This window comes from Streptomyces sp. NPDC054932, from assembly GCF_053610205.1.
The window spans coordinates 1-24,143 of sequence record NZ_JBSGXU010000008.1 but is presented as its reverse complement, the minus strand read 5'-3'; the positions used below and the strand labels follow the sequence as shown (position 1 = coordinate 24,143).

The 24,143-nt window shown below is 72.9% G+C and carries 16 protein-coding genes; 8 read left to right on the top strand and 8 right to left on the bottom strand.

What is annotated here, in order from left to right; all coding sequences use genetic code 11:
• Window positions 1-103: 103 nt before the first annotated feature.
• The 3 genes from ACWGE1_RS03785 to fxsT all read left to right on the top strand — a co-directional run bounded on the left by ACWGE1_RS03785 (window position 104) and on the right by fxsT (window position 5,859).
• Window positions 104-1,528, top strand: a complete 1,425-nt coding sequence (locus ACWGE1_RS03785; protein ID WP_453418946.1) for an FxsB family cyclophane-forming radical SAM/SPASM peptide maturase — start codon at window positions 104-106, stop codon at window positions 1,526-1,528.
• A complete protein-coding gene (locus ACWGE1_RS03780; RefSeq protein ID WP_453418945.1) occupies window positions 1,525-2,781 on the top strand; it encodes an aKG-HExxH-type peptide beta-hydroxylase in 1,257 nt (418 codons plus the stop codon). The genes ACWGE1_RS03785 and ACWGE1_RS03780 overlap by 4 nt, the downstream gene beginning before the upstream one ends.
• Before the next feature lie 63 nt (window positions 2,782-2,844).
• A complete protein-coding gene (gene fxsT, locus ACWGE1_RS03775) occupies window positions 2,845-5,859 on the top strand; it encodes an FxSxx-COOH system tetratricopeptide repeat protein (RefSeq protein ID WP_453418944.1) in 3,015 nt (1,004 codons plus the stop codon).
• Window positions 5,860-6,450: 591 nt separating this feature from the next.
• On the opposite strand, the gene ACWGE1_RS03770 is transcribed toward fxsT, so the two are convergent.
• The 7 genes from ACWGE1_RS03770 to ACWGE1_RS03740 all read right to left on the bottom strand — a co-directional run bounded on the left by ACWGE1_RS03770 (window position 6,451) and on the right by ACWGE1_RS03740 (window position 16,788).
• On the bottom strand, window positions 6,451-6,576 hold the full coding sequence (locus tag ACWGE1_RS03770) for a hypothetical protein (RefSeq protein ID WP_453418943.1): 126 nt from the start codon (window positions 6,574-6,576) through the stop codon (window positions 6,451-6,453).
• Window positions 6,577-6,855: 279 nt separating this feature from the next.
• Window positions 6,856-8,025, bottom strand: a complete 1,170-nt coding sequence (locus ACWGE1_RS03765) for a helix-turn-helix domain-containing protein (protein WP_453418942.1) — start codon at window positions 8,023-8,025, stop codon at window positions 6,856-6,858.
• Between the two features lie 46 nt (window positions 8,026-8,071).
• Window positions 8,072-8,713: an HAD family hydrolase gene (locus tag ACWGE1_RS03760; RefSeq protein WP_453418941.1), complete on the bottom strand. Its 642-nt coding sequence runs from the start codon at window positions 8,711-8,713 to the stop codon at window positions 8,072-8,074.
• 136 nt (window positions 8,714-8,849) lie between these two features.
• Window positions 8,850-12,725, bottom strand: a complete 3,876-nt coding sequence (locus ACWGE1_RS03755; RefSeq protein ID WP_453418940.1) for a multifunctional oxoglutarate decarboxylase/oxoglutarate dehydrogenase thiamine pyrophosphate-binding subunit/dihydrolipoyllysine-residue succinyltransferase subunit — start codon at window positions 12,723-12,725, stop codon at window positions 8,850-8,852.
• 270 nt (window positions 12,726-12,995) lie between these two features.
• The gene (locus ACWGE1_RS03750) at window positions 12,996-14,093 is read right to left on the bottom strand and encodes a HAMP domain-containing sensor histidine kinase (protein ID WP_453418939.1); all 1,098 of its coding nucleotides are present in this window, start codon (window positions 14,091-14,093) and stop codon (window positions 12,996-12,998) included.
• Window positions 14,090-14,827 (bottom strand): response regulator transcription factor, encoded by a 738-nt coding sequence (locus ACWGE1_RS03745; RefSeq protein WP_453418938.1) that lies wholly within the window; start codon window positions 14,825-14,827, stop codon window positions 14,090-14,092. The genes ACWGE1_RS03750 and ACWGE1_RS03745 overlap by 4 nt, the downstream gene beginning before the upstream one ends.
• A gap of 167 nt (window positions 14,828-14,994) precedes the next feature.
• Complete coding sequence (locus ACWGE1_RS03740) at window positions 14,995-16,788, bottom strand: glycoside hydrolase family 3 protein (RefSeq protein WP_453418937.1); 1,794 nt, start codon at window positions 16,786-16,788, stop codon at window positions 14,995-14,997.
• Between the two features lie 136 nt (window positions 16,789-16,924).
• On the opposite strand from ACWGE1_RS03740, the gene ACWGE1_RS03735 reads away from it, so the two are divergent.
• Window positions 16,925-17,632, top strand: a complete 708-nt coding sequence (locus ACWGE1_RS03735; protein ID WP_453418936.1) for a TetR family transcriptional regulator — start codon at window positions 16,925-16,927, stop codon at window positions 17,630-17,632.
• A gap of 43 nt (window positions 17,633-17,675) precedes the next feature.
• Here the strand turns inward: ACWGE1_RS03735 and ACWGE1_RS03730 are convergent, their stop codons facing one another.
• Entirely contained in the window at window positions 17,676-18,269 is a 594-nt protein-coding gene (locus ACWGE1_RS03730; protein WP_453418935.1) for a hypothetical protein, read from the bottom strand.
• A gap of 36 nt (window positions 18,270-18,305) precedes the next feature.
• Between ACWGE1_RS03730 and ACWGE1_RS03725 the strand changes: the two genes are divergently transcribed.
• From ACWGE1_RS03725 to lon, 4 genes are all read left to right on the top strand, one after another.
• Entirely contained in the window at window positions 18,306-19,688 is a 1,383-nt protein-coding gene (locus tag ACWGE1_RS03725) for a glycosyltransferase family 39 protein (protein ID WP_453418934.1), read from the top strand.
• Window positions 19,689-19,760: 72 nt separating this feature from the next.
• Entirely contained in the window at window positions 19,761-20,705 is a 945-nt protein-coding gene (locus ACWGE1_RS03720; protein WP_453418933.1) for a sulfurtransferase, read from the top strand.
• Window positions 20,706-20,770: 65 nt separating this feature from the next.
• Window positions 20,771-21,535: a DUF4097 family beta strand repeat-containing protein gene (locus tag ACWGE1_RS03715; protein ID WP_453418932.1), complete on the top strand. Its 765-nt coding sequence runs from the start codon at window positions 20,771-20,773 to the stop codon at window positions 21,533-21,535.
• A gap of 176 nt (window positions 21,536-21,711) precedes the next feature.
• Window positions 21,712-24,117: an endopeptidase La gene (gene lon, locus ACWGE1_RS03710; protein ID WP_453418931.1), complete on the top strand. Its 2,406-nt coding sequence runs from the start codon at window positions 21,712-21,714 to the stop codon at window positions 24,115-24,117.
• The last annotated feature ends 26 nt before the right edge of the window (window positions 24,118-24,143 follow it).

Below are 24,143 nucleotides of genomic sequence, written 5' to 3'. Positions count from 1 at the left end.
CCGAGTTGACCACTTTCCGCCGTTAGCCGGGACCGTCCCCAGGGCAGGGATGGACCGTCCGCCGGGGTGTCCCCGGCCGGTGGCCGGGGGAGGAGGTGCGGCGATGGGGCGAGCGGTCGCGAACGACCCCCCGCTGCCCACCCCGGGCAGCCCCACCCCACCCGCACCCGCCGTCCCGCCCGCACCTGCCGCCCCGGCCCCGCATGACGAGAGGCCCGTGCACGGCGGCCCGGCCGCGCACGACGCACCGGCCGTTCCGGCCGCCCCGCGCCACGACGCCGCCGCCCAGCGGCTGCGCCACGCCCGGTACGCGCCCTGGCCCTACCTGCGGCTCGACGTGGCCGCCGCGCGGGCCGCCGGCCACCGGCCTCACCCCGTACGGCAGTTCGTCCTCAAGACCCGCAGCCGCTGCAACCTCGCCTGCACCTACTGCTACGTCTACGAGATGGCCGACCAGGGCTGGCGCGACCAGCCGCCCGCAATGACCCCCGCCACCGCCGCCCGCGCCGCGCAGCGGATCGCCGAGCACGCCGCCGCCCACGACCTGCCCCGGGTCGACCTCGTCCTGCACGGCGGCGAACCGCTGCTCACCGCCCCCGCCGCCCTGGCCGCGCCCGTCGACGCCGTACGGGCCGCCGTGGCCGGCGCCGCCCCCCGCACCCGGGTCACCGCCACGGTCCAGACCAACGGCACCCTGCTCACCCGCGGCCGCCTCGCCGCCCTGGCCGCCGCCGGGATCCGCGTCGGCGTCAGCCTCGACGGCGGACTGCCCGCGCACAACACCCGGCGGGTGGACCACGCCGGACGGCCCGGCTTCGGCGCAGCCGCCCGCGGCCTGCGGCTGCTGGCCCGGCACCCGCAGAGCTACGCCGGGGTGCTGTGCGTCGTCGATCTCGGCCAGGACCCGGTGGAGACGTACGAGTCGCTCCTCGCCTTCACCCCGCCCAGCATCGGGCTGCTCCTGCCGCTCGCGAACTGGAGCGCCCCGCCCCCCGGCCACCACCCGGACCGGACCCCGTACGCCGACTGGCTCCTCGCCGTCTTCGAGCGCTGGTGGCACGACGGCGTAGGGAGCACCCGGATCCGGCTCTTCGAGGAGATCATCGCCCTGTTGCTCGGCCTGCCCGCCGCCACCGAGACCCTCGGGCTCACGCCCGCCGCCACCGCCGTGATCGAGACCGACGGCTCCATCGAACAGGCCGACTCACTGAAATCCGCGTACGAGGGCGCCGCCGCGACCGGGATGACCCTCGACACCCACAGCTTCGACCAGCTCCTCGACCACCCCGGACTCGCCGCCCGCCAGCTCGGCCGGGACGCGCTCGCCGCCCGGTGCCGCGCCTGCGAACTGGTCGAGGTGTGCGGCGGCGGGCACTACCCGCACCGCTACCGCGCCGGCGAGGGCTTCCGCCAGCCGTCCGTGTACTGCGCCGACCTCCAGGCGCTGATCCGGCACGTGGCCGCCGCCGTCCAGCGGGCCGCGGCACAGGCCACCACCGTCGCCCGCCCCCCGGCGGTCGCCTCATGACCGCCGCCCTCGCCGCCTTCACCGTCTCCTCGCCCACCCTGCGCGCCCTCGCCTCCACCGAGCCGTCCCCGGAAGGCACCCGGCTGGTCCGCGACGTACGCCGCTCCAAACGCCTGCTCCTGCTGCGGGCGGTCCTCGACGCCGCCCCCGGCGGCCGGTCCGGCGAGGCCGCCGACCACTGGGCCCTGCTGGAGGAGGCCGAACGGCACGACGCGGGCGCCGTGCACGACGTACTGCACTACCCGGCCACCGGGGTGTGGGCCGAGGAGACCCTGCGCCGACTGCACGCCCCGTACGGCCCCCCGCCCGACCTCGGACACCTCGGCGCCCTCGCCGCGGCCGCCGCACTGCGCGCCGGGATCGCCTTCACCCGCACCCTGCGGCCCCTGCACGGCCGGCTGGTCCTGCCCACCCTCGGACTGCTGCGCCCTGACCGACCCGGTCCGCTCGCCCTCACCGAGCGCTCCTGGGACCCCGACGACCCCGCCACCGTGCCCCTGCACACCCTGCCCGGCGGCCGGACCGCCCTCGACGACCTCGACCCCTACCGGGCGCCGGGCCCCGCCCAGCCGGCCCCGGTCCGCCCCGCCCGCCGGCTCACCGCCAAGGGGCACAAGCGGTGGGACACTCAGTGGTCCGGCGCGCTCACCCTGCTCCACCGCTACGACACCATCCGCGCCGAGGAGACCGTCCAACTGCTGCGCTCCGTCGTACCGCTGGCCGGAGCCTCCCGCTCCAGCGGTGCCACCCTCCCCGCGGCCGCCGGATCCGTACTGGCCCGCGCACAGGCGCCGCCCGCGCTCGCCGCCACCCTCGTCCACGAGGTCCAGCACGGCAAGCTGACCGCCCTCGCCGACGTCGTGACCCTGCACACCGCGGACCACACGCCCCGTCACTGGGCCCCCTGGCGCAGCGACCCCCGCCCCCTGGAGGGCCTGCTGCACGGCGCCTACGCCCACCTGGCCCTCGCCGGGTACTGGCAGCGCGCCGCCCTCTACGGGGCCCGCGGGGCCTGGGCCCAGCACGCCCGGATCCGTGCCCAGGTGGCCGCGGTCCTGCCCGTCCTGCGGGCGCACGAGCGACTGACCATCGCGGGACGGGAGTTCACCGACGCGATGGGAGCCGCCGAGCGCGCCATGGACGACCTGCCGCCGCCGGGCGACCAGCACGCCGCGGCCCGCCGGGCCGTCGACCGGGAACGCCGCGCCTGGTGCGAGGCACATCCCGAACTCGCCCCGTTCGCACAAGGCTGACGGACCGTCCGCTGCGGTACCTTTCAAGCCCGTCCATCGCCCGGATTCCAGGGAGACGGCCGAATGACCACCGGTAGTCGGCAGGACCGTGAACCGGCGGCGCAGCCGCCGCCCCGGCCGCAGCGCTTCGTCATCAGCTTCGCGGGATTCAACCGCCCCTGGGCGGTGTGGATCGCCCACCGCCTGGAGGAGCACGGCCACCGCGTCGCCCTCCAGCGCTGGGACCCGCAGAGCAGTCCCGGCATCGGCCAGGCCCTCGACGACCTGGCACGCTCCGGCAGCCGCGTCCTCCTCGTCCTCAGCGAACGCTACTTCTCCGCCGGCACCCACACCGAGGAGGAGTGGAACACCGCCCTGCGCGCCGTCACCGACCGCCACCCCGACCGGTTCGCGGCGGTCTGCCTCACCGACGCCCCGCTGCCCAGCGCCGTCGCCGTACTGGAGAAGACCGACCTGTGGGGCCTGGACGCGTACGAGGCCGAGTACCGCGTGCTGCGCCGCCTGGAGCTGCCCACCGACCGGATCGGCACCGAGACCGGCCGCCGCGGCCCGCGCTTCCCCAACGACCCGCCGGAGATCTGGGGCCGCGTCCCGCGCCGCAACCCGCGCTTCACCGGCCGCAACGACGTCATCGGCACCCTGCGCGAAGCACTGACCGAGGCCCCGCCCGGCGCGTCCACCGTCACCCTGCTCGGGCTCTCCGGCGTCGGCAAGACCCAGGTCGCCACCGAATACGCCTACCGCTTCGCCTCCGAGTACGACGTGGTGTGGTGGGTGCCCGCCGAGGACCGGCCCACGCTGCGCGAACGCCTCGCCGACCTGGCGCCGGCGCTCGGGCTGCCGCGCGGGGCGGGCAGCTACGGCGAGCAGATCCGGGCCGTCCTCGAAGCGCTGCGGCGCGGAAACCCGTACGGCCGCTGGCTGATGGTCTTCGACGGCTGCGACAACCCGGACGACCTGATCGACCTGCTGCCCTCCGGCGCGGGCGACGTCATCATCACCTCGCGCAACCGCGAGTGGGCCGCCCGGCACACCAGCCTGGTCGAGGTCCCGCTCTATGCCCGGCCCGAGTCGATCACCTTCATCCGCCGCCGGGCCCTGCGCCTGACCGCCGAAGAGGCCGACCTGCTCGCCGACGCCCTGGAGGACTACCCGCTCGCCCTCGACCAGACCGCCGGCTGGCTCGCCGACTCCCCGCTGCCGGTGGGCGACTACCTCGTCCTGCTGCAGCACCGGATGGACTCCCACGAGGCCGTCACGGTCTCCGACGACTACCCCCTGCCCTTCCCCACCGCCCTCGCCATACTGCTCAACAACGTCCGGGAGAACTTCCCCGACGCCCTCGCCCTGCTCCGGCTGTTCGTCTTCTTCGCACCCGGCCCGGTGCCACTGCGGCTGCTGCGCGAATTCCCCGCCGACGACGTGCCCGAACAGCTCGCCGGACTGATCAACGACCAGATCCGCTGGAACGCCGCCCTCAACAAACTCGTCCAGTTCTCCGTGGTGCGGCTGGAGTACTCCGACCTGGCCGTGGAGGAGGGCGGCAGCGGGCTGGAGACCGTACAGCTGCACCGCATGGTCCACGGCATCGTCCGCGAGAACCTCTCCGAGCCGGAGGCCGAACCGCTGGCACGCGCCGTACGCCAGGTCCTCGCCGCCGCCGACCCGGGCCGCCCCTCGGACGCTCGCCTGTGGCCCCGGTACGCCGAACTCGTTCCGCACCTGGCCACCTCCGGGGTGCTCACCAGCAGCAACCCGCGCATCCAGAACTTCCTGCTGCACTGCCTGCGCTACCTGGTCCTCGCCGGGGAGTACCGCACCTGCCTGCGCCTGTCCGAGGAGACCGACCTGATCTGGCGCGCCCTGCTCGGCGAGGACCACCCCAAGGTCCGCGAACTCAGCTACCAGTACGGCGAAGCCCTGCGCAACCTCGGCCTGTTCCGGCGTGCCGAGACCCTCACCCGCGCCCGCGCCGACCGGCTCGCCGGGGAACGCGGCGACCGCGACCTGGAAACCCTGCGCGCCACCAGCTCGTACGGCGGGGTCCTGCTGTGCATCGCCCGCTTCGAACCGGCCCGCGAGATCTTCGAGCACTGTCTGGCCACCTACCGTGAACTCCTCGGCGAGGACGACTCCACCACCCTCGCCGCCCAGAACAACCTGGCAGCCACCTACCGCCTCCTCGGCCGCTACCAGGACGCCTACGACCTCGACCTGGACACCCTGCGCCGCCGCGAACGGGTCCTCAGAACCCATCACATCTCCACCCTGTCCTCCGGGATCGCCTGCGCCATGGGGCTGCGGCTGATGGGCCGCTACCACGAGGCCCAGACCCGGCAGGAACAGGGCGTGAAGATCAACACCCAGGTGCTGGGCCTGGAACACCCCCAGACCCTGCGCGCCGAGCACAACCTGGGGATGTGCCTGCGCCGCTCCGGGGACATCCCCGGCGCGGGCCTGCGGCTGCGGACCGTGTGGGAGCGGGCGACCAGGGTCTTCGGGGCCGACTACCCCTGGACCCTGATGGTCGCCTCCGACTACGCCACCTACCTCAGGGAGTACGGGGACATCGGCGAGGCCCGCCGGATCTCCGAGGACGTGGTCCGCGGCTACCAGTCCCAGCTCGGCCTCGCCCACCCGTACAGCATCGGCACGGTCGGCAACCTCGGCCTCGTCCTGCGGGCGCAGGGCGAACGCGCGGAGGCCCTCTCCCTGGCGGAGCAGGCGCTGGTCGGCATGCGGGGCGCGCTCGGCGACCGGCATCCCTGGACCCTGGGCTGCGCCCTCAACGCCACCGGCCACCGCAACATCACCGGGCGGCTGGAGGACGCGCTGGACCTGAGCCGGGAGACGCTGCGCGCGGCCGAGCGGGTCCTGGGCCCGGACCACCCGATGGCCCTGAGCGCCCAGATCGCCCTGGCGGCGGACCTCCGGTCGGTACGGGAGTACGAGGAGGCGGCCAAACACGAGGACGCGGGCATCAAGGGCCTGACCCGCACGCTGGGCGCGCAGCACGTCCACACGATCTCGGCGAAGCAACAGACCAGGCCGTACTGGGACTTCGAGCCGCAGCCGTAGGGGGACGGTACGGGCCCACGCACGCGGGGTCTTCACCCCCTCAGCCCCACCGCTCGCGGTCGGCGGCTGCCCACCCGCCCTCCACGGCGGAGGGGTGAGGGCCGATGGCCTGTCGGGCGGGGTCGGGTGTCGGCGAGCTCTGCCGGGACCCGACTGGAATGGCCGGCTTCGGTCGGCGGGAGCCGCTCGGCCGGGATCAGAGCCGCTCATGGGGGTTTCCCGTCAGTCCCATCGTCTCTCCGTGTCGGGCCGGCCCCTCAAGGGCGCTCCCTTCGGTCGCGTCGCTTCGCGATGGCCTTCGGCCACCCTTGACCGCCCATCCCGCCCCGGAAAGTCGAAGACTGCCGGGAAACCCCCGAAGGAACGGGCCGGTCGTTCCTTTTCAGGGGCGGGGACATCAGCGATGAGCGGGCAGGTGCCCAGTTGGCCGGCTCCCGGGGCGGGGCCCATCTGCATCGAATCCCGGGTCCGGGGCGGCCGAAGTCCCGTCACGCGGAGGTCAGATGGGGACGGCGGCCTGCCGGGCGGCCTGGACGCGTCAGATCGCTACGCGCTCCTCGGTGATGGCGGCGCACCGTCGGACGGGGTTGGTCATTCGGCCGGCTCGACGTTGGCGACTGCTGTGGTGAACTCGCGGCCCGAGGCGGCTCGGATGTAGGCCAGTTCCATCCAGTGCGGGTGGACGGAGTCCGACACGTCCTCGTTGACCACGGCCATCAGCACTCCTTCGGTGCCGGACGCGACATCTCGTACTCGGCGTCGCAGCAGGCGATGAGGGACGTCTTCGTACCGGTCAGTCATCGGACGGCTCCTGGAGGGAGGAGGTCTCCTGTCCGCCGAGCCGGCGAGGGCAGTGCGTGATCGGCCAAGGGTGGTCCGGCTTGGGGCCTTCGACGTGCTGAGTCACGAGCCCTCCCATCTGTCGGTGTGCGGGCTGACAGATGGTGTTCCGTTACGAGTACCGCAAGGGATGCAGGCTGTATCCCTGCCGAAGGCTCAGATCGCACCGATCCATTCGGCGTAGGACATCAGTGACGCGGCGTCAGCCCGCTTGATTCGGCGGATCTTTCCGATGTCCTCTCTGGCCCACGGGTGCTCGCGTACATGCTGCGGCGCGTGCGTGCGGGCTTCCTTGAGGCAGTCGAAGGCCTTGTCGGGGTTGCCGGACCACAGCTGTGCACGTGCCGCCTCGATCCAGAATCCGGATCGGCGCTCTGCAGGGATCTCTCGGCCCGGGCTCCACACACGGGCGATGTCCAGGGCATGGCCGATGTGGTCGTGGCCGAGGCTCACCGAGACGGCCACCTCGTGGATGCGAACATTGGACGGCCCGAACGAGGTGCCGAGGTAGATGCCCTCGGGGAGGCCCTGGGCCAGTGTCCGCGCCTTGTCCAGATGGGCGTAGGCGGCGTCCGCGCTGCCTGCCCGTGCAGCGAGGACGGCGGTCCGCATGTGCAGTGCGCCGAGGGTCGCCGTCGACCGCTCGGTGTTCGGTGCAGGAGCCACGCCGAGGGCTTGCTCCATTGCGAGGTGGCCGACCCTGTAAGCGTGGGCGGCAAGGAAGGTCTCAGCGCGTACATAAGCGACCGAGGCGCTCAGGTCCGGATCCGTGGAGTGTCCGGCCGCCCACCGCATCAGGTCGATCAGCCGGGCCGAGAGGTCGTGAGCGCCGAATTTGTAGGCCACCGCATCAACCGTCCGCGCTGCCGCCACGACCAGGCGCGCCGCTTCCTCGGTCTGAGCGCCGGAGGCTGAGTGCAGGTACGCCAGCGCGTCTCCGAGAAGCTCGGGTCCCTGCGCCGCGATCAGGCCGTACTGGGCTGCGAGGCGAAAGCCGACAGCGGCAGCGATGTCGTTCCGCAACTGGTCCAGCGGCCTGCCGGCTGCGTCCGGCGGGAGCTCGTACCCGGCAATCGCCGCAGAGATCGCCGGGAGCGCGGCGTGCACGCGGCGGCCGGTGCCGACGTACGCCGGATCGAGACGGGACGCGTCCACGCCGAGTGCTGCGGCGATCGCTTCCAGCGTGGACGGGCCGGGTGAACGGACGCCTCGTTCGCAGCCGTTGATCACGGGGAGTGAGACGTGGGCTTCGCGGGCGAGGTCCGCTTGCGTCATGCGTCGGGCTCGCCGCCTGGCGGCGATGCGCTGCCCGATGTGTTCGGCCATGCCCGGACCGTACCCTGCAGAGCGGTGGGCGTACCGCGAACAGCCCTTACTGCCTGACGATGCCGGGCAGTTCGGTGAGGGAGTCGATCGACCAGTCTGCGGCGGCCCGGACCTCGGGGGCGTCTGCCCACCAGTGACCCCAGGGGCCACGTCGGATGTGGGCCGTGCGCAGGCATGCGGCTCTCGCCGGGTGGATGTCGTTGGCCGGGTGGTCGCCCACGTACAGGGTCTCGTCGGCGGGGCTGCCGGACACCGCCAGCACCTGGTCGAAGAAGGCGCGCGCAGGCTTGGAAACGCCCCACTCGCCCGATGTGACGACGAGGTCCGCCGGTAGGTCGAGCGCACGCAGCAGGTCACCGGCCCGTGGGCTCTGGTTGCCCGCGACGACCACCCGCACTCCGGTGGCCCGGAGTGTTGTCAGGGCCGGACGGACGTCCTCGTAGAGGTCGTTCTCTTCGAGCCGTTCGCCGCGTCCCGCGGCCTCGCGGGCGGCGTACTCGGCGGTGATGTCGATGCCCGGGCGCAGGAGGCGGATGGCGTCCGCATTGTCCCGGCCGTCCACGACCACGGCACCCACCAGTGCGGAAAGGGTGTGCCGGGGCACGCCGAGCCAGTCCGCCCATGCCGCCCAGTAGCGATCGTCTCGCGTGAGGGTCTCGCCGATGTCCAGAACGACGGTCCGAATCATTCGGCCAGCGTACCGACCTCGGATGAACGGGCGCCGACAGCTTGCCCCCTGACGGCCCGAGAGAGGAGCCGTCCGAACGGCCGGAAGGCCCGGCACCCCCTGAGGGGGCCGGGCCTTCCGTGGTGCCGCGGGGCGGTTACGCCTCGAAGACCTCGTTCAGCAGGAGCTGCTGCTCTGCCTGGTGGCGCTTCGCGGAGCCCACCGCCGGGGACGAGCCGTGCGGGCGCGAGATGCGCCGCAGGCGCTCGCCCGCCGGGACGTCCGCGCCGACCGCCAGGTCGAGGTGGTCGATCAGGTTCAGCGCGATGAACGGCCACGCACCCTGGTTCGCCGGCTCCTCCTGGGCCCAGATGTACTTCGCCGCGTTCGGGAACTTGGCGATCTCCGCCTGGAGTTCCGCGCCCGCCAGCGGGTACAGCCGCTCGATGCGGATGATCGCGGTGTCCGTGATGCCGCGCTTCTCGCGCTCGGCCTCCAGGTCGTAGTAGACCTTGCCGGCGCAGAAGACGACCTTGCTGACCGCGTTCGGGTCCACCGTGCTGTCGCCGATGACCGGACGGAACGAACCGGTCGTGAACTCCTCCGCCTTCGACGCCGCAGCCTTCAGACGCAGCATCGACTTCGGGGTGAAGACGATGAGCGGCTTGTGGTGCGGGTTGTGGACCTGCCAGCGCAGGAGGTGGAAGTAGTTCGACGGGAGGGTGGGCATGGCCACCGTCATGTTGTCCTGCGCGCACATCTGGAGGAAGCGCTCGGGACGCGCGGACGAGTGGTCCGGGCCCTGGCCCTCGTAGCCGTGCGGGAGGAGCAGCGTGACGCCGGAGGTCTGGCCCCACTTCTGCTCGGCCGAGGAGATGAACTCGTCGACGACGGTCTGCGCGCCGTTGACGAAGTCGCCGAACTGGGCCTCCCAGAGGACCAGCGCGTCCGGGCGGGCCAGCGAGTAGCCGTACTCGAAGCCCATGGCCGCGTACTCGGAGAGCAGCGAGTCGTAGACGTTGTAGCGGGCCTGGTCGTCCGACAGGTAGAGGAGGGGCGTGTAGTCCTCGCCCGTCTCCCGGTCGATGAGGACCGCGTGGCGCTGGCCGAAGGTGCCGCGGCGGGAGTCCTGGCCGGACAGCCGGACCGGAGTGCCCTCCATCAGCAGCGAGCCGAAGGCGAGGGTCTCGCCCATGCCCCAGTCGATGGTGCCGTCGTCGATCATCGCCGCGCGGCGCTGCAGCTGCGGCAGCAGACGCGGGTGGACGGTGACGCCCTCGGGGATGGTGACCTGGGACTCGGCGATCCGCTTGACGACGTCCTGCGAGATCGCGGTGTTCACGGCGACCGGGAAGACGGCGGACGTGGCCGGGGAGGCCGGCGCGGCGACCGCGGGCTGCGTGGCGGCCTCGCGGACCTCCGCGAAGACCTTCTCCAGCTGTCCCTGGAAGTCCTGGAGCGCCTGCTCGGCCTCTTCCAGCGTGATGTCGCCGCGACCGATGAGGGACTCGGTGTAGAGCTTGCGCACCGAGCGCTTCTTGTCGATCAGGTCGTACATCAGCGGCTGCGTGAAGGCCGGGTTGTCGGACTCGTTGTGGCCGCGGCGGCGGTAGCAGATGAGGTCGATGACCACGTCCTTGTTGAACGCCTGGCGGAACTCGAAGGCCAGCCGCGCGACGCGGACGACGGCCTCGGGGTCGTCGCCGTTCACGTGGAAGATCGGCGCCTCGATCATGCGGGCCACGTCGGTCGCGTACATGGACGAACGCGAGGACTCCGGGGCGGCGGTGAAGCCGACCTGGTTGTTGATGACCACGTGCACGGTGCCGCCGGTGCGGTAGCCGCGCAGCTGCGACATGTTCAGCGTCTCGGCGACGACGCCCTGGCCCGCGAAGGCCGCGTCGCCGTGGAGCGCGAGGGGCAGGACCGTGAAGTCCGTGCCGCCCTTGTTGATGACGTCCTGCTTGGCGCGGGCGACACCCTCCAGGACCGGGTCGACCGCCTCCAGGTGCGAGGGGTTCGCGACGAGCGAGACCTTGATCTGCTCGCCGTCCAGGCCGGTGAAGGTGCCCTCGGCGCCCAGGTGGTACTTGACGTCGCCGGAGCCGTGCATGGACTTCGGGTCGAGGTTGCCCTCGAACTCGCGGAAGATCTGCGCGTACGACTTGCCGACGATGTTCGCCAGGACGTTCAGGCGGCCGCGGTGGGCCATGCCGATGACGACCTCTTCGAGGCGGGCCTCGGCGGCCGAGTCGATGACGGCGTCGAGCAGCGGGATGACGGACTCGCCGCCCTCCAGGGAGAAGCGCTTCTGGCCGACGTACTTCGTCTGCAGGAAGGTCTCGAAGGCCTCGGCCGCGTTCAGGCGGCGCAGGATGCGCAGCTGCTCCTCGCGCTCCGGCTTGGTGTGCGGGCGCTCGATGCGGTCCTGGATCCAGCGGCGCTGCTTCGGGTCCTGGATGTGCATGAACTCGACGCCGGTGGTGCGGCAGTACGAGTCGCGCAGCACGCCGAGGATGTCGCGGAGCTTCATCATCGACTTGCCGGAGAAGCCGCCGACCGCGAACTCGCGCTCCAGGTCCCACAGGGTGAGGCCGTGCTCGGTGATGTCGAGGTCGGGGTGCTTGCGCTGCTTGTACTCCAGCGGGTCGGTGTCGGCCATGACGTGGCCGCGGACCCGGTAGGAGTGGATCAGCTCGAAGACGCGGGCGGCCTTCGTGACGTCGTCGTCGTGCGAGGCGTCGATGTCCCGGTTCCAGCGGACGGGCTCGTACGGGATGCGCAGCGACTCGAAGACGGCGTCGTAGAAGCCGTCCTCGCCGAGCAGCAGGTTCGCGACGATGCGCAGGAACTCGCCGGAGGCCGCGCCCTGGATGACCCGGTGGTCGTAGGTCGAGGTCAGGGTCATGACCTTGGAGATGCCCAGCTTGTTCAGGGTGTCCTGGGAGGTGCCCTGGAACTCGGCGGGGTAGTCCATGGAGCCGACGCCCATGATGACGGACTGTCCGGGCATCAGGCGGGGCACGGAGTGCACGGTGCCCAGGCCGCCGGGGTTGGTGAGGGAGCAGGTCACGCCGGTGAAGTCGTCCATCGTCAGCTTGCCGACGCGGGCGCGGCGGACGATGTCCTCGTATGCCTGCCAGAACTCGAAGAAGTTGAGGGTCTCGGCCTTCTTGATGCCGGCGACGACGAGCTGGCGGTCGCCGTTGGGCTTCACCAGGTCGATCGCGAGGCCGAAGTTCACGTGCTCCGGCTTGACCAGGGTCGGCTTGCCGTCCTTCTCCGCGAAGGAGTGGTTCATCGACGGCATGGCCTTGATGGCCTGCACCATCGCGTAGCCGATCAGGTGCGTGAAGGAGATCTTCCCGCCCCGGGCGCGCTTGAGGTGGTTGTTGATGACGATGCGGTTGTCGAACAGCAGCTTCACCGGGACGGCGCGGACGGAGGTGGCCGTCGGCACGTCGAGGGAGGCGTTCATGTTCTTGGCAACGGCAGCCGCCGGGCCGCGGAGCGTCACCAGCTCGGGGCCGGCGGGGGCCTCGGTGGCGGGCGCGGCCTTCTGGGCGGCGACGGAGGAGGGGGCGGGCGCGGCCGGTGCGGCGGCCGGGGCCTGGGAGGTGACAGTCACAGCAGGGGCACCAGAGGGGGTGGCAGGAGCAGGGGCAGGAGCTGACACAGGCGTGGGCGCGGGAGCCGGGGCGGCGGTCGCGGGCGCGGCGCTCGCCGCCCCCGTGGCGGCGTCGGCGACCTGCGGGGCCTGGGCGACGGTGGTGGCGGCCTGTGCGGAGGCGCCGTCCGTCGTCGTCGTGGGCTTCTCCGGACCGTCGGACTTCACCGGAGCGACAGCGCCCCCCGGCTTGTAGTCGGCGAAGAAGTCCCACCAGGCCCGGTCGACCGAATTCGGGTCCTGGAGGTACTGCTGATAGATCTCGTCGACGAGCCACTCATTCGCGCCGAAGCCTGAGGCAGGGTTCTTCCCGCCCTCTGCTGCTTCGGTCGTGGTGCTCGCATTACTGGGGGACTGTGGCGACACGGCGGCAACCGCCCTCTTCCGCTTCACAAGGTATGGACAGCGGGAATAAAGGCTACGCCTCCTCGGCCGCTGCATGCAGGCCGGGCGGGACTTCCGTCGCGCAGGTCACATCGAACGGCGGGTTTCACCACCTGGAATGGCGGGAAACAAGTGTGGTTCGGGTAGGGGGCACCGAGGTTGCGGCCCCCTGGCTTCGCACCCCTGACGGACCCCGGGTACGTGTGGCCGAGATCATGTCCTTCCCACTCGAACCCTACGTCAACACGGCACCTATGAGCTGCCCGGAAGCGTGACGAGGATGCGGCAGCCACGTGACGATTCGGCCACTCCGATCCGCCCTCCGTGCAGCTCCACGGCCCAGCGGGCGATCGCCAGGCCCAGTCCGGTGCCTCCGTCACCGCCGCGGGCGCTGCCCCGGTTGAACCGCTCGAAGACCCGGTGGCGCTCGGCCTCCGGGATGCCGGGACCCTCGTCCCGTACCTCCAGGACCAGGCTTCCGGGCGCGTCGCCGGTCCGGGCGCGGACCGTGACCCGGCCGTGCGGCGGGCTGTGCTTGACCGCGTTGTCGATCAGATTTGCCACCACCTGGTGCAGCCGCTCGGCGTCCGCGTGCGCCCACAGCTCGGGCGGGAAGACGTCCAGGTGCAGGTGCACGTCGTTGCGTGCGTGTCCGCCCGAACCGGAGAGCAGGCCCGGCCGGCCGGCGGCCGCCAGCCGCGATTCCTTCAGCACGCCCGACAGGTACGGCCACACCTCGAAGCGGCGGGCGCGCAGCGGGACCACGCCGTTGTCCACCCGGGACAGGTCCAGCAGGGTCTCCACGAGCCCGCCGAGCCGCTCGGTCTGCTTCAGCATGGTGCGCATGGTCTCCGGATCGGCGGCCGAGACCCCGTCCACGACGTTCTCCAGCACCGCCCGCAGCGCCGCGATCGGGGTGCGCAGCTCGTGGGAGACGTTGGCGACGAGCTCCTTGCGGTGCCGGTCCACGGCCTCCAGGTCGTCCGCCATCAGATTGATGGTGGAGGCCAGGTCGCCCAGCTCGTCGCGGCGTCCCGCCCCCCGCACGCGCCGGGTGAAGTCGCCGTGGGATATCGCCCGGGCCACCCTCGTCATGTCGTCCAGCGGCGCCGTCAGGCTGTGCGCCACGAACTGGGTGATCAGCATGGAGGCGATCACCGAGAAGACCGTGATGAAGCGCAGCTCGGTGTCGGTGCGCAGGGCCACCAGAAGCAGGCCCGTCGTGATGAAGACCGAGACCACCACGAGGGTGCCCAGCTTGGTCTTGATCGAGAAGGGCGAGAAGGGCCGCAGCCCTCCCGGGGGCCGCTCCCGCTCCCGCTCCCGCTGCCGGGCCGGTGGGCCGCTCATGTCTGGGCCGGGGTCTCCAGGGCGTACCCGACGCCGTGGACCGTACGGATCCGCTCCGCGCCGATCTTGCGCCGCAGGGCCTTGATGTGGCTGTCGACCGTACGGGTCCCGGACGCGTCGGCCCAGTCCCACACCTCGGCCAGTAGCTGCTCCCGTGAGAGCACCGCCCGCGGGGTGCCGGCCAGGCACACCAGCAGGTCGAATTCGGTCGGCGTCAGGTGGACGTCCTCGGTGTGCACCCGCACCCGGCGCTGGGCGTGGTCGATCTCCAGATCGCCCAGGCGCAGGGTGGCCCCGCGCGGGGTGTGCGCGGCGATGGTGGCCCGCTCCACGCGCCGCAGCAGTACGTGGACGCGGGCGGCCAGCTCGCGCATGGAGAACGGCTTGGTCATGTAGTCGTCCGCGCCGACCCCTAGCCCGACCAGCAGGTCGGTCTCGTCGTCACGCGCGGTGAGCATGAGTACCGGCACGGGCCGCTGGGCCTGGACCCGGCGGCAGACCTCCAGGCCGTCGAAGCCGGGCAGCATGATGTCGAGGACCAGCAGCTCGGGAAGCCAGCTCTCGGCCGCGGCGACGGCGGAGGGGCCGTCCCCGGCGGTCTGCACCTGGAAGCCCTCCGCGCGCAGGCGGGCCGCAATGGCCTCGGCGATGGTGTGGTCGTCCTCGACGACCAGCACACGCCGCTGGGCGCCGGGTGTCGCGGCGCCCTGATGGGTGGTGTGTGTCTGTTCCATGTCCGCCCCTGAAGATCCCGCGTGAATGGGGTGCAGCGTAGAGGAGGCGTCGGCCTGCGGCTACGTGGGGTTCGGACATGGCATATGTGCTGGACCACAGTAAGTGGAATGTTATGTACCGGGTGCCGGCCCCCCCCACGGGACCGGCACCCGGCGGGCGAGACCGGTCAGGTGCCTCGCCGTTCGTGCCCCCTGGGGAGCGGCTGGAGGGTCAGCCCGTGGCCGTGCGGGAAGACCGGGTCGAGTGTGTCGTTCGGCACGTCCGGGCGGGATGCCGCGACGGCCTCCATCGAGCGCGGGAGCTCGAAGGGGAGGCGGCCCTCCGGGGTGGCGCGGCCGAAGGCCACGTCCAGCAGGGCGGCGTCGGCGGCCCCGTAGTCGGCGATCAGGGCCGCCGCGCGCTCGGCGATCTCCGGGATGACGGCGGCGCGCTCCAGATTGATGCAGACCAGGGTGGGGACCCGGTCCAGGAGCTCGAGGATCCCGGCGAGTTCGGGCTCGGGGAAGGCCAGCGAACCCGAGTGGAAATAGGACTCGAAGAGGTTCTCCCGCGGCTCGTACGGGGTCCGCAGGCGCAGCACGGCCAGATCCGCGTCGGCCGGGTCGGTGACCACCTCGCCGTACTCGGCGGCGACGGCCTCGTCCACGTTCCGCACGTAGAGCCTCGGCCGCCCGCGCAGCGGCAGCCGGTTGCCCGGATCGGTGAGGACGGTCAGGGAGCGGCGCTGGGCCGCGGCCCCCAGGGCCGTGAAGTCGGCCCGGCCCACCGTCTCGGCCGCCGCGTCCGGGTCCACGTACGGGTCCTCGAACAGGCCGAGCGTGAACTTCTCCCGCAGCAGACGGCGTACCGAGTCGTCGATCCGGGACTCCGCGACGCGGCCGGATCGGACCAGCTCCACGACCACCTCCGGGCACTGCTCGCCGCCGAACTGGTCGCAGCCCGCCTCCAGGGCCCGGGCCGCCCGCTCGGCCACGGACAGGTGCTCCAGGCCCCAGGCGCGCGCCGGGTGCACCTGCCCGAAGATCGTCGCGTCGTTGAGCAGCCCCCAGTCGCTGCAGACGATGCCCCCGAAGCCCAGTTCCTCGCGGAGCAGGCCGGTGACCACGCCCTTGCTGAAGCCGAAGCCGACCTCCTCCCAGTCCGTGCCCATCGGCTGGCCGTAGTACGGCATCATCTGCGCGCACCCGGCGGCGATCGCCGCCCTGAACGGCTCCAGGTGGTGCTCGCGCATCCCGCCGGGGTAGATCTGCTCCTTGCCGTGCGCGAAGTGCGGGTCCTCGCCGTCCTTCTGGGGGCCGCCGCCGGGGAAGTGCTTGACCATCGCGGACACCGACCGGGGCCCGAGGGCCGGCCCCTGCAGACCGCGCACGTACGCCGCCACGAGCTCGCCCGTCAGCCGTGCGTCGGAGCCGAAGGTGCCGGACTGGCGGGCCCAGCGCGGTTCGGTGGCCAGGTCGATCTGCGGGTGCAGGGCGACGCGGAAGCCGACGGCGAGGTACTCCCGGCGGACGGTGTCGGCGAACCGGTGGACGAGCGAGGGGTCGCCGATGGCGGCCAGGCCCAGGGCCTCCGGCCAGGCGGAGAAGGCGCCGGCGTTGAAGGAGGCGCCGATGTTGTCGGTGAAGGTGTGGCGCGGGTCGGTGGAGAGGGTGACGGGGATGCCGAGGCGGGTGGCCGCGGCCATCTCCTGGACGGCGTTCTGCCACAGGGCCATCTCGCGGGGCCCGTAGGTGCCGAGCAGGTTGAAGTGGGTGAGGAAGCGGTCCTCGATCAGCTCGGGCGTGGTGAAGGGGAGCATCGAGCCGTCGGTCTCGGTGACCGGGCTGCCGTCCGCGTTCATCATCAGCATCGAGTGGAAGAGCTGGCCCGCCTTCTCCTCCAGCGTCATCCGGGAGAGCAGGTCCTCCACGCGGCGGCCGACGGGGAGGGAGGCGTCCTGGTAATCGGGCGCTGCGTTCATGGCGGGGCTCCTGGCGCGTGACCGGGCGGATCGGCACGGCCAAGGTAAGGGTGAAAACCATGTACCTGCTAGGTTTTTGAAAAGTGACCTGGATCACTCGTTCCGGGCGGGAAGGGCCGCCGCTTAGGGTGTCCGCATGGCACAGGAGAACGGGCGCACGCCCTCGGGGACCGCCGGCCGGGGACGGGCCCGGGGGACCTACGCGGTGGGCGACGCCCGGCGCCAGAAGATCCTCGACACCGCCGTCGAGCACTTCGCGCAGTGGGGCTTCAACGCCTCCTCACTGGCCCGCATCGCCACCGACTGCGGGATCACCCAGGGCGGGCTGCTGCACCACTTCCGCGGCAAGGAGGACCTCCTCCTGTCGGTCCTCGCCCGGAGCGAGCAGCACGACGTGGACCGGCTGTTCAGCGAGCCCGCCGCAACCGTCGCCGCCCACTTCGAGACCGTCGTCGCCCTCGCCGCCGACAACGCGCGGCGGCCCGGCCTCGTCCGGATGTTCAACACCCTGGTCGGCGAGTCCGGCAACCCGGGACACCCGGCACATGCGTACTTCACGCAGCGCTACGCCCGGGTTCTCGGCTACACCGTCGACCTGCTGGAGGCCGGCGTCGCCCGCGGCGAACTGCGCCCGGACACCGACTGCGAGGCAGTAGGCCGGGAGACCCTCGCCGTCATGGACGGCCTCCAGATCCAGTGGGTGCTGGCACCCGGCAGCGTGGACATGCCGGCCCGGCTGCGCGGGTTCCTGGACCGGCTGCTGCGCGAGATCTCCAGCACGGGGACGGGCCTGCCGGCCCCGCCGGCCCCGTCCGCGGACGCTCCCGGGGGCCCTTGCTCCTGAGGGCCCTTGCTCCTGATGGTCCTCAGGGAGCGTCCTACGGGCCCTAGCCGCCGGTGAACGGGGGCAGGGCGTCCAGCACCTTCGTCAGGACCGCCGGCAGGGAGCCCTGATCGCCGGCCACCTCGTGACCGTCGTGCACGAAGGCGTAGAAGAACCCGTCGTAGATCGTGGGGCCGCCGGTCGCGATCCGGGGCAGCCGGGCGAAGTCCGCCTCCCGCAGGGCGGCGCGCAGGCCCGCCAGCTGCGCCTCCGACAGCTTTCCGGTGCCCGTCGGCTTCGCCCCGGCGTCCAGACGGGTCCACGAGCCGTCGCCCTTGACGACGAGGTGGTGGGTCTGCCCGGCGAAGCCACCGGTCCGGGTGACCCGTACCAGGGTCTCGCCGGGGGCGGGGAGCCGGCCGGCCGTGGGGCTCGCGCCCGGGCCGTCGGTCGGACCGGCGCTCGGGCCCGCCGAGGTGCCCGGGCTCGCGGGGACGCCCGCGCTGCCCGAGGCGCCCGGGTCGGCGGACGCGCTCGCGCCGGGCTCCGTGGAGGCATTCGGGGGCTTCCCGTCGCCGTCCCCGGAACCGGACGGCCCGCAGCCCGCCAGGACCACCGCACTGAGCACAGCCGCGGCCACCGCTCGGAACGCGCGCACACCCACCTCCGCAGGAACTCGGGTCCACCCCCGAGTATGGAGTCCGCACATCCGTTCCGACAGCACCCGGAGGCCGTCATCAGCCGGATCGCCCCCTGGCGCCTGCTCCCGCCGCTGCTCGCCGTGCTCCTCGGCCTCTGGGGCCTGGAGCGCGGCGGCAGCATGTGGCGCGACGAATCGGTCACCTGGCAGGTGGCCCACCGTCCGCTCGGCGGGATCGTGGAGCTGCTGGGCCGGGTCGATGCCGTCCACGGCCTGTACTACCTGCTCATGCACGGGGTGTTCCAGGCATGGGACGGCGGCCTGTGGGCGCTGCGGCTGCCCTCCGTCGCCGCCACAGCCCTCGCCGCCGCCGGAGTGGCCGCGATCGCCCACCGGCTCGCGGGGGAGCGGGCCGCACTGCTCGCGGGCTGCGTGTACGCCGTGCTCCCGCCCGTGCAGATGTACGCCCAGGAGGGGCGCGCGTACGCCCTGGTCGCCGCCGCCGTGGTCTGGGCGACGTACCTGATGCTGCGCGAGCGGTGGACGGCTTACGCGGTGGTGCTGCTGCTCGGCTGCTGGCTGCACGAGTTCGCGGCGCTGGCGCTGCTCGCCCACGCCTTCACCGCGTGGCGCTCGCGCGGCTGGCGGTGGAGCGCCGCGGCCGTGCTCGCCCTGCTGCTGCCGCTGGCCGTGGTGAGCGCCCGGCAGGCCGGGCAGCAGCTCGGCTGGCTCGGGCGGCCGAGCTGGCAGGACTGGGTGGCCTACGGGGTCGTGGGCGCCGCGTCCCTGCTGCTCGCCCGGGGGGCCGCGCGGGACCTCGTACGGGTGGCGCTCCCGCTCGTCCTGCTGCCGCCCGGGCTGCTGATGGCGATCTCGCTGCTCAATCCCTGGTACGTCGACCGGTACGTGCTCTACGCGCTGGCCGGGCTCGCCCTGCTGGCGGGGGCCCGGCTCGCGGAGGCCCGCGGATGGTGGCCGTGGCTGCTGGCGGGCGCCCTCCTGGTGCCCCTCGGCATCTGGTCGGTGTGGCTGCGTACGCCGGAGAGCCGCAAGGACGACGTGCTCGCGGTGGCCGCCGCGGTCCGGGAGCGGGCCCGGCCGGGGGACGCGGTGCTGTTCATGCCCTCGCGCAGGCGCGAGTGGCTGCTGTCCTCGCCGGAGGTTTTCGGGGAGCTGCGCGACGTGGCCCTGGAACGCAGCCCGGCGGCGTCGCACAGCCTCCAGGGCACCGAGCTGCCCCCGGACCGGATCCGCGCGGCGCTGCTCGCCTCGCCCCGGGTGATCGCCCTGATGGACCCGGCGGGCCAGCCGCTGGACCCGTACCCGGGGGAGGTGGCCAAGCGGGAGGAGCTGGCCGCCCGCTTCGAGCTGTGCTCGACGACCGAGGTGCGCGGCGCCCGGGTCGGGGTCTACGCCCGGCCGGGCGGCTGCCGCTGACCCCGCCTCCGGAGCCGGGGCGGGCCGCGTCGGAGGATGGGGCGACCCGTGTCGCACAGCCGGAGGTGCCGCATGACCACGCCCCAGAACGCCACGCCCGCACCGCTGCCCGAGTCCCGTCCCGAGCCCGGTCCTGAGCCCGCCCCTGCGCCCGGTCCCGGTCCGCTTCCCGGTCCGCTTCCCGGGCCCCTCGTCGGGGCCGGCTGGCTCGCCGGGCGGCTGGGGGCACCCGGCCTGGTCCTCTTCGACGCCTCCGTCGGGGTCCACCGCGGGGCGGACCACCGGATCCCGAGCGCCCGCCCCTTCGACCTCGACGGGGCCCTGTCCGACCACACCGCCCCCGCCCCGCACACCATGCCCGGGGCACCGGAGTTCACCGAGGAGATGCGGGCCCTCGGCCTGCACGACGCGGACACCGTCGTCGTCTACGACGGCGCCGGCCTCTACTCCAGCGCCCGCGCCTGGTGGATGCTGCGCGCCATGGGCTTCGACCGGGCCGCCGTCCTCGACGGGGGACTGCCCGCCTGGACGGCCGCCGGCCTGCCCGTCGAGGCCACCGGCCCGGTGTACGAGGGGCCGCGCGGCTCCTTCACCGCCCGGCCCCGGGCCGGGCTGCTGGTCGGCAGTGCCACCGTCGTGCAGGCCCTGGCCGACCCGGCCGCGGCCGTCCTCGACGCCCGCACCCGGGAGCGGTTCGCCGGCACCGCGCCGGAACCCCGGCCGGGCCTGCGCGGCGGCCACATGCCGGGCGCGGTCAACCTGCCGTTCGCCGAACTCCGTGACGGGGGCGGGCTGATGCGCCCGGCCGCAGAACTGCGCTCGGCCTTCCGGGCGGTGGCCGGGGAGCGCGAGCGGCTCTGCTTGAGCTGCGGCTCCGGGGTGACCGCCTGCGTACTGGCCCTCGGCGCCCGCCTCGCCGGGTACGAGGAGATCGCGGTGTACGACGGCTCCTGGAGCGAGTGGGGCATGCCCGGGGAGCTCCCCGTGACCACGGACCTGCAGCCGGCGGGGGGTTAACCCCACCCGGGGACCGGGTACCGGCCCCATCGGCAGGGGCCGGGCTCCCGCCCGAGAATCGGGCCATGACCTCACACACCACCTCGGCCCGCCTCGCCCGTGCCACGATCGCCGCCCTCGGGGCGGGCATCCTCCTGGCCGGCTGTTCGCTCCCGGACGCCTTCAAGGACGAAGTGCGCAGGACGGCGACCGCCGACGCCACGGTCACCGAGGCGGTCACGGCGGTGGAGGTGACGAACGGCCGGGCCGGGTCGATCGAGGTCACCCCCGGGACCGGTCCCGGCGTCGTGATCCGCCGCACCGTCCACTACCGCGAGGACACCGCCCCGATGCCCGGGCAGAAGGTCACCGGCGGGGTGCTGACCTTCACCGACGGCTGCTCGTCGAGCTGTTACGTCGACTACCGCCTGGAGGTCCCGGCGACGGCCACGGTCAGGCTGGAGAACTCCAGTGGCAGCATCTCGGTGACGGGTGTCGCGGCGGCCGAGGTGCGGTCCGACTCCGGCACGGTCACGGCCGGTCGGATCGACGGCCCGCTGAAGGTCCGTACCTCCTCGGGCGACATCACCGCCACCGGCCTGTCCGCGGCCGGCGCCGACGTCCACTCGGACTCGGGCGACGCCCGCCTGGACTTCGCGAAGGCCCCGTCCTCGGTGCGCGCCGAGACCACCTCCGGCGACGTCACCCTGAAGGTTCCGCAGGCCCCGTACCGGCTCGCGGTCTCCACCACCTCCGGCTCCCGCGACATCACCCTCCCCGACGAGGCCGCCGCCCCCTCGCGCCTCTTGGCGAAGACCACCTCGGGCGACGTCCGCATCTCCGCCGTGTGACGGCCCCGCAGCAATCCGCCGGCGGCCCGGTCCCGGTTCCGCTTCCGTGCAGATCGACCACGGCCGAGAAGGACACCGGACGCCCGTTCGCCCCGGGCGAACGGGCGTCGGGGAACATCGGGAGGCGCACATGCATTGAGTCGGCATAGCTCAACTTCACTGCCGGAGGGAAGATCATGGCTTCGACGTCCGTCACACTCACTCTGCCCGTGCTGCCGCTCGACGACGAGGTCGTGCTGCCCGGAATGGTCGTTCCGCTGGACCTCTTGGACGCCGAAGTGCGTGCCGCCGTGGAGGCGGCGCAGGCCGCGGCCGGGAAGACCGGCAGCGGGAAGCCCCGGGTGCTGCTCGTGCCGCGCATCGACGGGAAGTACGCCGCGACCGGTGTGCTCGGGACCGTCGAGCAGGTCGGCCGGCTCTCCGGCGGAGACCCCGGCGCGCTCATCCGCGGCCTCGGCCGGGTCCGCATCGGGGCCGGGACCACCGGCCCCGGGGCCGCCCTCTGGGTCGAGGGCGAGACCGTCGACGAGGCGGTTCCCGATCCGCTGCCCGGGGCGGTCGCCGAGCTCGTCAAGGAGTACAAGGCTCTTGCCACGAGCTGGCTCAAGAAGCGCGGGGCCTGGCAGGTCGTGGACCGGGTCCAGCAGATCGAAGGGGTCTCCGCGCTGGCGGACAACTCCGGATACTCGCCCTTCCTGACGGTCGAGCAGAAGGTCGAACTGCTGGAGACGGCCGACCCGGTCGCCCGCCTCAAGCTCGCGATCAAGGCGCTCAGCGACCACCTCGCCGAGCAGGACGTGGCCGAGTCCATCGCCAAGGACGTCCAGGACGGCGTCGACAAGCAGCAGCGCGAGTTCCTGCTGCGCCGCCAGCTGGAGGCCGTCCGCAAGGAACTGCGCGAACTGAACGGCGAGAAGGACGGCGAGGAGTCCGACGACTACCGGGCCCGCGTCGAGGCCGCCGACCTCCCCGAGAAGGTCCGCGAGGCCGCGCTCAAGGAGGTCGAGAAGCTGGAGCGGTCCAGCGACCAGTCGCCCGAGGGCTCCTGGATCCGGACCTGGCTGGACACCGTCCTCGAACTGCCCTGGAACGAGCGCACCGAGGACCGGTACGACATCCGGGGCGCCCGGGCGGTACTGGACGCCGAGCACGCCGGCCTCAGCGACGTGAAGGACCGCATCACCGAGTACCTGGCCGTGCGCAAGCGGCGCGGCGAGCGCGGCATGGGCGTCATCGGAGGCCGCCGCGGCGGGGCCGTGCTGGCGCTCGTCGGGCCCCCCGGCGTCGGCAAGACCTCCCTCGGGGAGTCGGTCGCCCACGCCATGGGCCGCAAGTTCGTCCGGGTCGCGCTCGGCGGCGTACGGGACGAGGCCGAGGTCCGCGGCCACCGCCGCACCTACGTCGGCGCCCTGCCCGGCCGGATCGTCCGGGCCATCAAGGAGGCCGGGTCGATGAACCCGGTCGTCCTCCTCGACGAGATCGACAAGGTGGGCTCCGACTTCCGGGGCGACCCCGCGGCCGCCCTGCTGGAGGTCCTGGACCCGGCGCAGAACCACACCTTCCGCGACCACTACCTGGAGGTGGAACTGGACCTCAGCGATGTCGTCTTCCTGGCCACCGCCAACGTCCTGGAGGCCATCCCCGAGGCCCTGGCCGACCGGATGGAGCTCGTCCGCCTCGACGGGTACACCGAGGACGAGAAGGTCGTCATCGCACGGGACCACCTGCTGCCGCGCCAGCTGGAGCGCGCCGGACTCGCCGCCGACGAGGTGGTCCTGGCGGAGGACGCCCTGCGCAGGCTGGCCGGGGAGTACACCCGCGAGGCGGGCGTACGCACCCTGGAGCGGTCCCTCGCGCGCCTGCTGCGCAAGGTGGCCTCGCAGCACGAACTGGGAGAGCAGGAACTGCCGCTGACCATCGGCGCCGACGACCTGCGGGGGCTGATCGGGCGCCCGCACCACGTGCCGGAGTCCGCCCAGGACCCCGCCGAGCGGCGCACCGCCGTACCCGGCGTGGCCACCGGCCTCGCGGTCACCGGCGCGGGCGGCGACGTGCTGTTCGTGGAGGCATCGCTGGCCGACCCGGAGACGGGCGCGGCCGGCCTGACCCTCACCGGCCAGCTCGGCGACGTCATGAAGGAGTCGGCGCAGATCGCGCTGAGCTTCCTGCGCTCGCACGGCGCGGAACTGGAGCTCCCGGTCGCCGACCTGAAGGACCGCGGCGTGCACATCCACTTCCCCGCGGGCGCGGTGCCCAAGGACGGCCCGAGCGCGGGCATCACCATGACCACCGCCCTCGCCTCGCTGCTCTCCGGCCGCCAGGTGCGCACGGACGTGGCCATGACCGGCGAGGTCTCGCTGACCGGGCGCGTGCTGCCGATCGGCGGGGTGAAGCAGAAGCTGCTCGCCGCACACCGGGCCGGACTGACCACGGTGATCATCCCGAAGCGGAACGAGGCCGACCTGGACGACGTCCCGGCCGAGGTCCTGGAGGGGCTGGAGGTTCACCCGGTGACGGACGTGCGCCAGGTCCTGGAGCTCGCCCTGGCGCGGGCCGAGGCGCCGGTCACCGCCGCCGCCTGAGCACCGCACACGGCCCGGTACCCCGC

Excerpts from the sequence above, each read along its gene's own strand:
- ACWGE1_RS03785 (WP_453418946.1), top strand. The coding sequence starts at position 104 with ATGGGGCGAGCGGTCGCGAACGACCCCCCGCTGCCCACCCCGGGCAGC.
- ACWGE1_RS03780 (WP_453418945.1), top strand. The coding sequence starts at position 1,525 with ATGACCGCCGCCCTCGCCGCCTTCACCGTCTCCTCGCCCACCCTGCGC.
- fxsT (WP_453418944.1), top strand. The coding sequence starts at position 2,845 with ATGACCACCGGTAGTCGGCAGGACCGTGAACCGGCGGCGCAGCCGCCG.
- ACWGE1_RS03770 (WP_453418943.1), bottom strand. The coding sequence starts at position 6,576 with ATGGCCGTGGTCAACGAGGACGTGTCGGACTCCGTCCACCCGCACTGG.
- ACWGE1_RS03765 (WP_453418942.1), bottom strand. The coding sequence starts at position 8,025 with ATGGCCGAACACATCGGGCAGCGCATCGCCGCCAGGCGGCGAGCCCGA.
- ACWGE1_RS03760 (WP_453418941.1), bottom strand. The coding sequence starts at position 8,713 with ATGATTCGGACCGTCGTTCTGGACATCGGCGAGACCCTCACGCGAGAC.
- ACWGE1_RS03750 (WP_453418939.1), bottom strand. The coding sequence starts at position 14,093 with ATGAGCGGCCCACCGGCCCGGCAGCGGGAGCGGGAGCGGGAGCGGCCC.
- ACWGE1_RS03745 (WP_453418938.1), bottom strand. The coding sequence starts at position 14,827 with ATGGAACAGACACACACCACCCATCAGGGCGCCGCGACACCCGGCGCC.
- ACWGE1_RS03740 (WP_453418937.1), bottom strand. The coding sequence starts at position 16,788 with ATGAACGCAGCGCCCGATTACCAGGACGCCTCCCTCCCCGTCGGCCGC.
- ACWGE1_RS03735 (WP_453418936.1), top strand. The coding sequence starts at position 16,925 with ATGGCACAGGAGAACGGGCGCACGCCCTCGGGGACCGCCGGCCGGGGA.
- ACWGE1_RS03725 (WP_453418934.1), top strand. The coding sequence starts at position 18,306 with ATGGAGTCCGCACATCCGTTCCGACAGCACCCGGAGGCCGTCATCAGC.
- ACWGE1_RS03720 (WP_453418933.1), top strand. The coding sequence starts at position 19,761 with ATGACCACGCCCCAGAACGCCACGCCCGCACCGCTGCCCGAGTCCCGT.
- ACWGE1_RS03715 (WP_453418932.1), top strand. The coding sequence starts at position 20,771 with ATGACCTCACACACCACCTCGGCCCGCCTCGCCCGTGCCACGATCGCC.
- lon (WP_453418931.1), top strand. The coding sequence starts at position 21,712 with ATGGCTTCGACGTCCGTCACACTCACTCTGCCCGTGCTGCCGCTCGAC.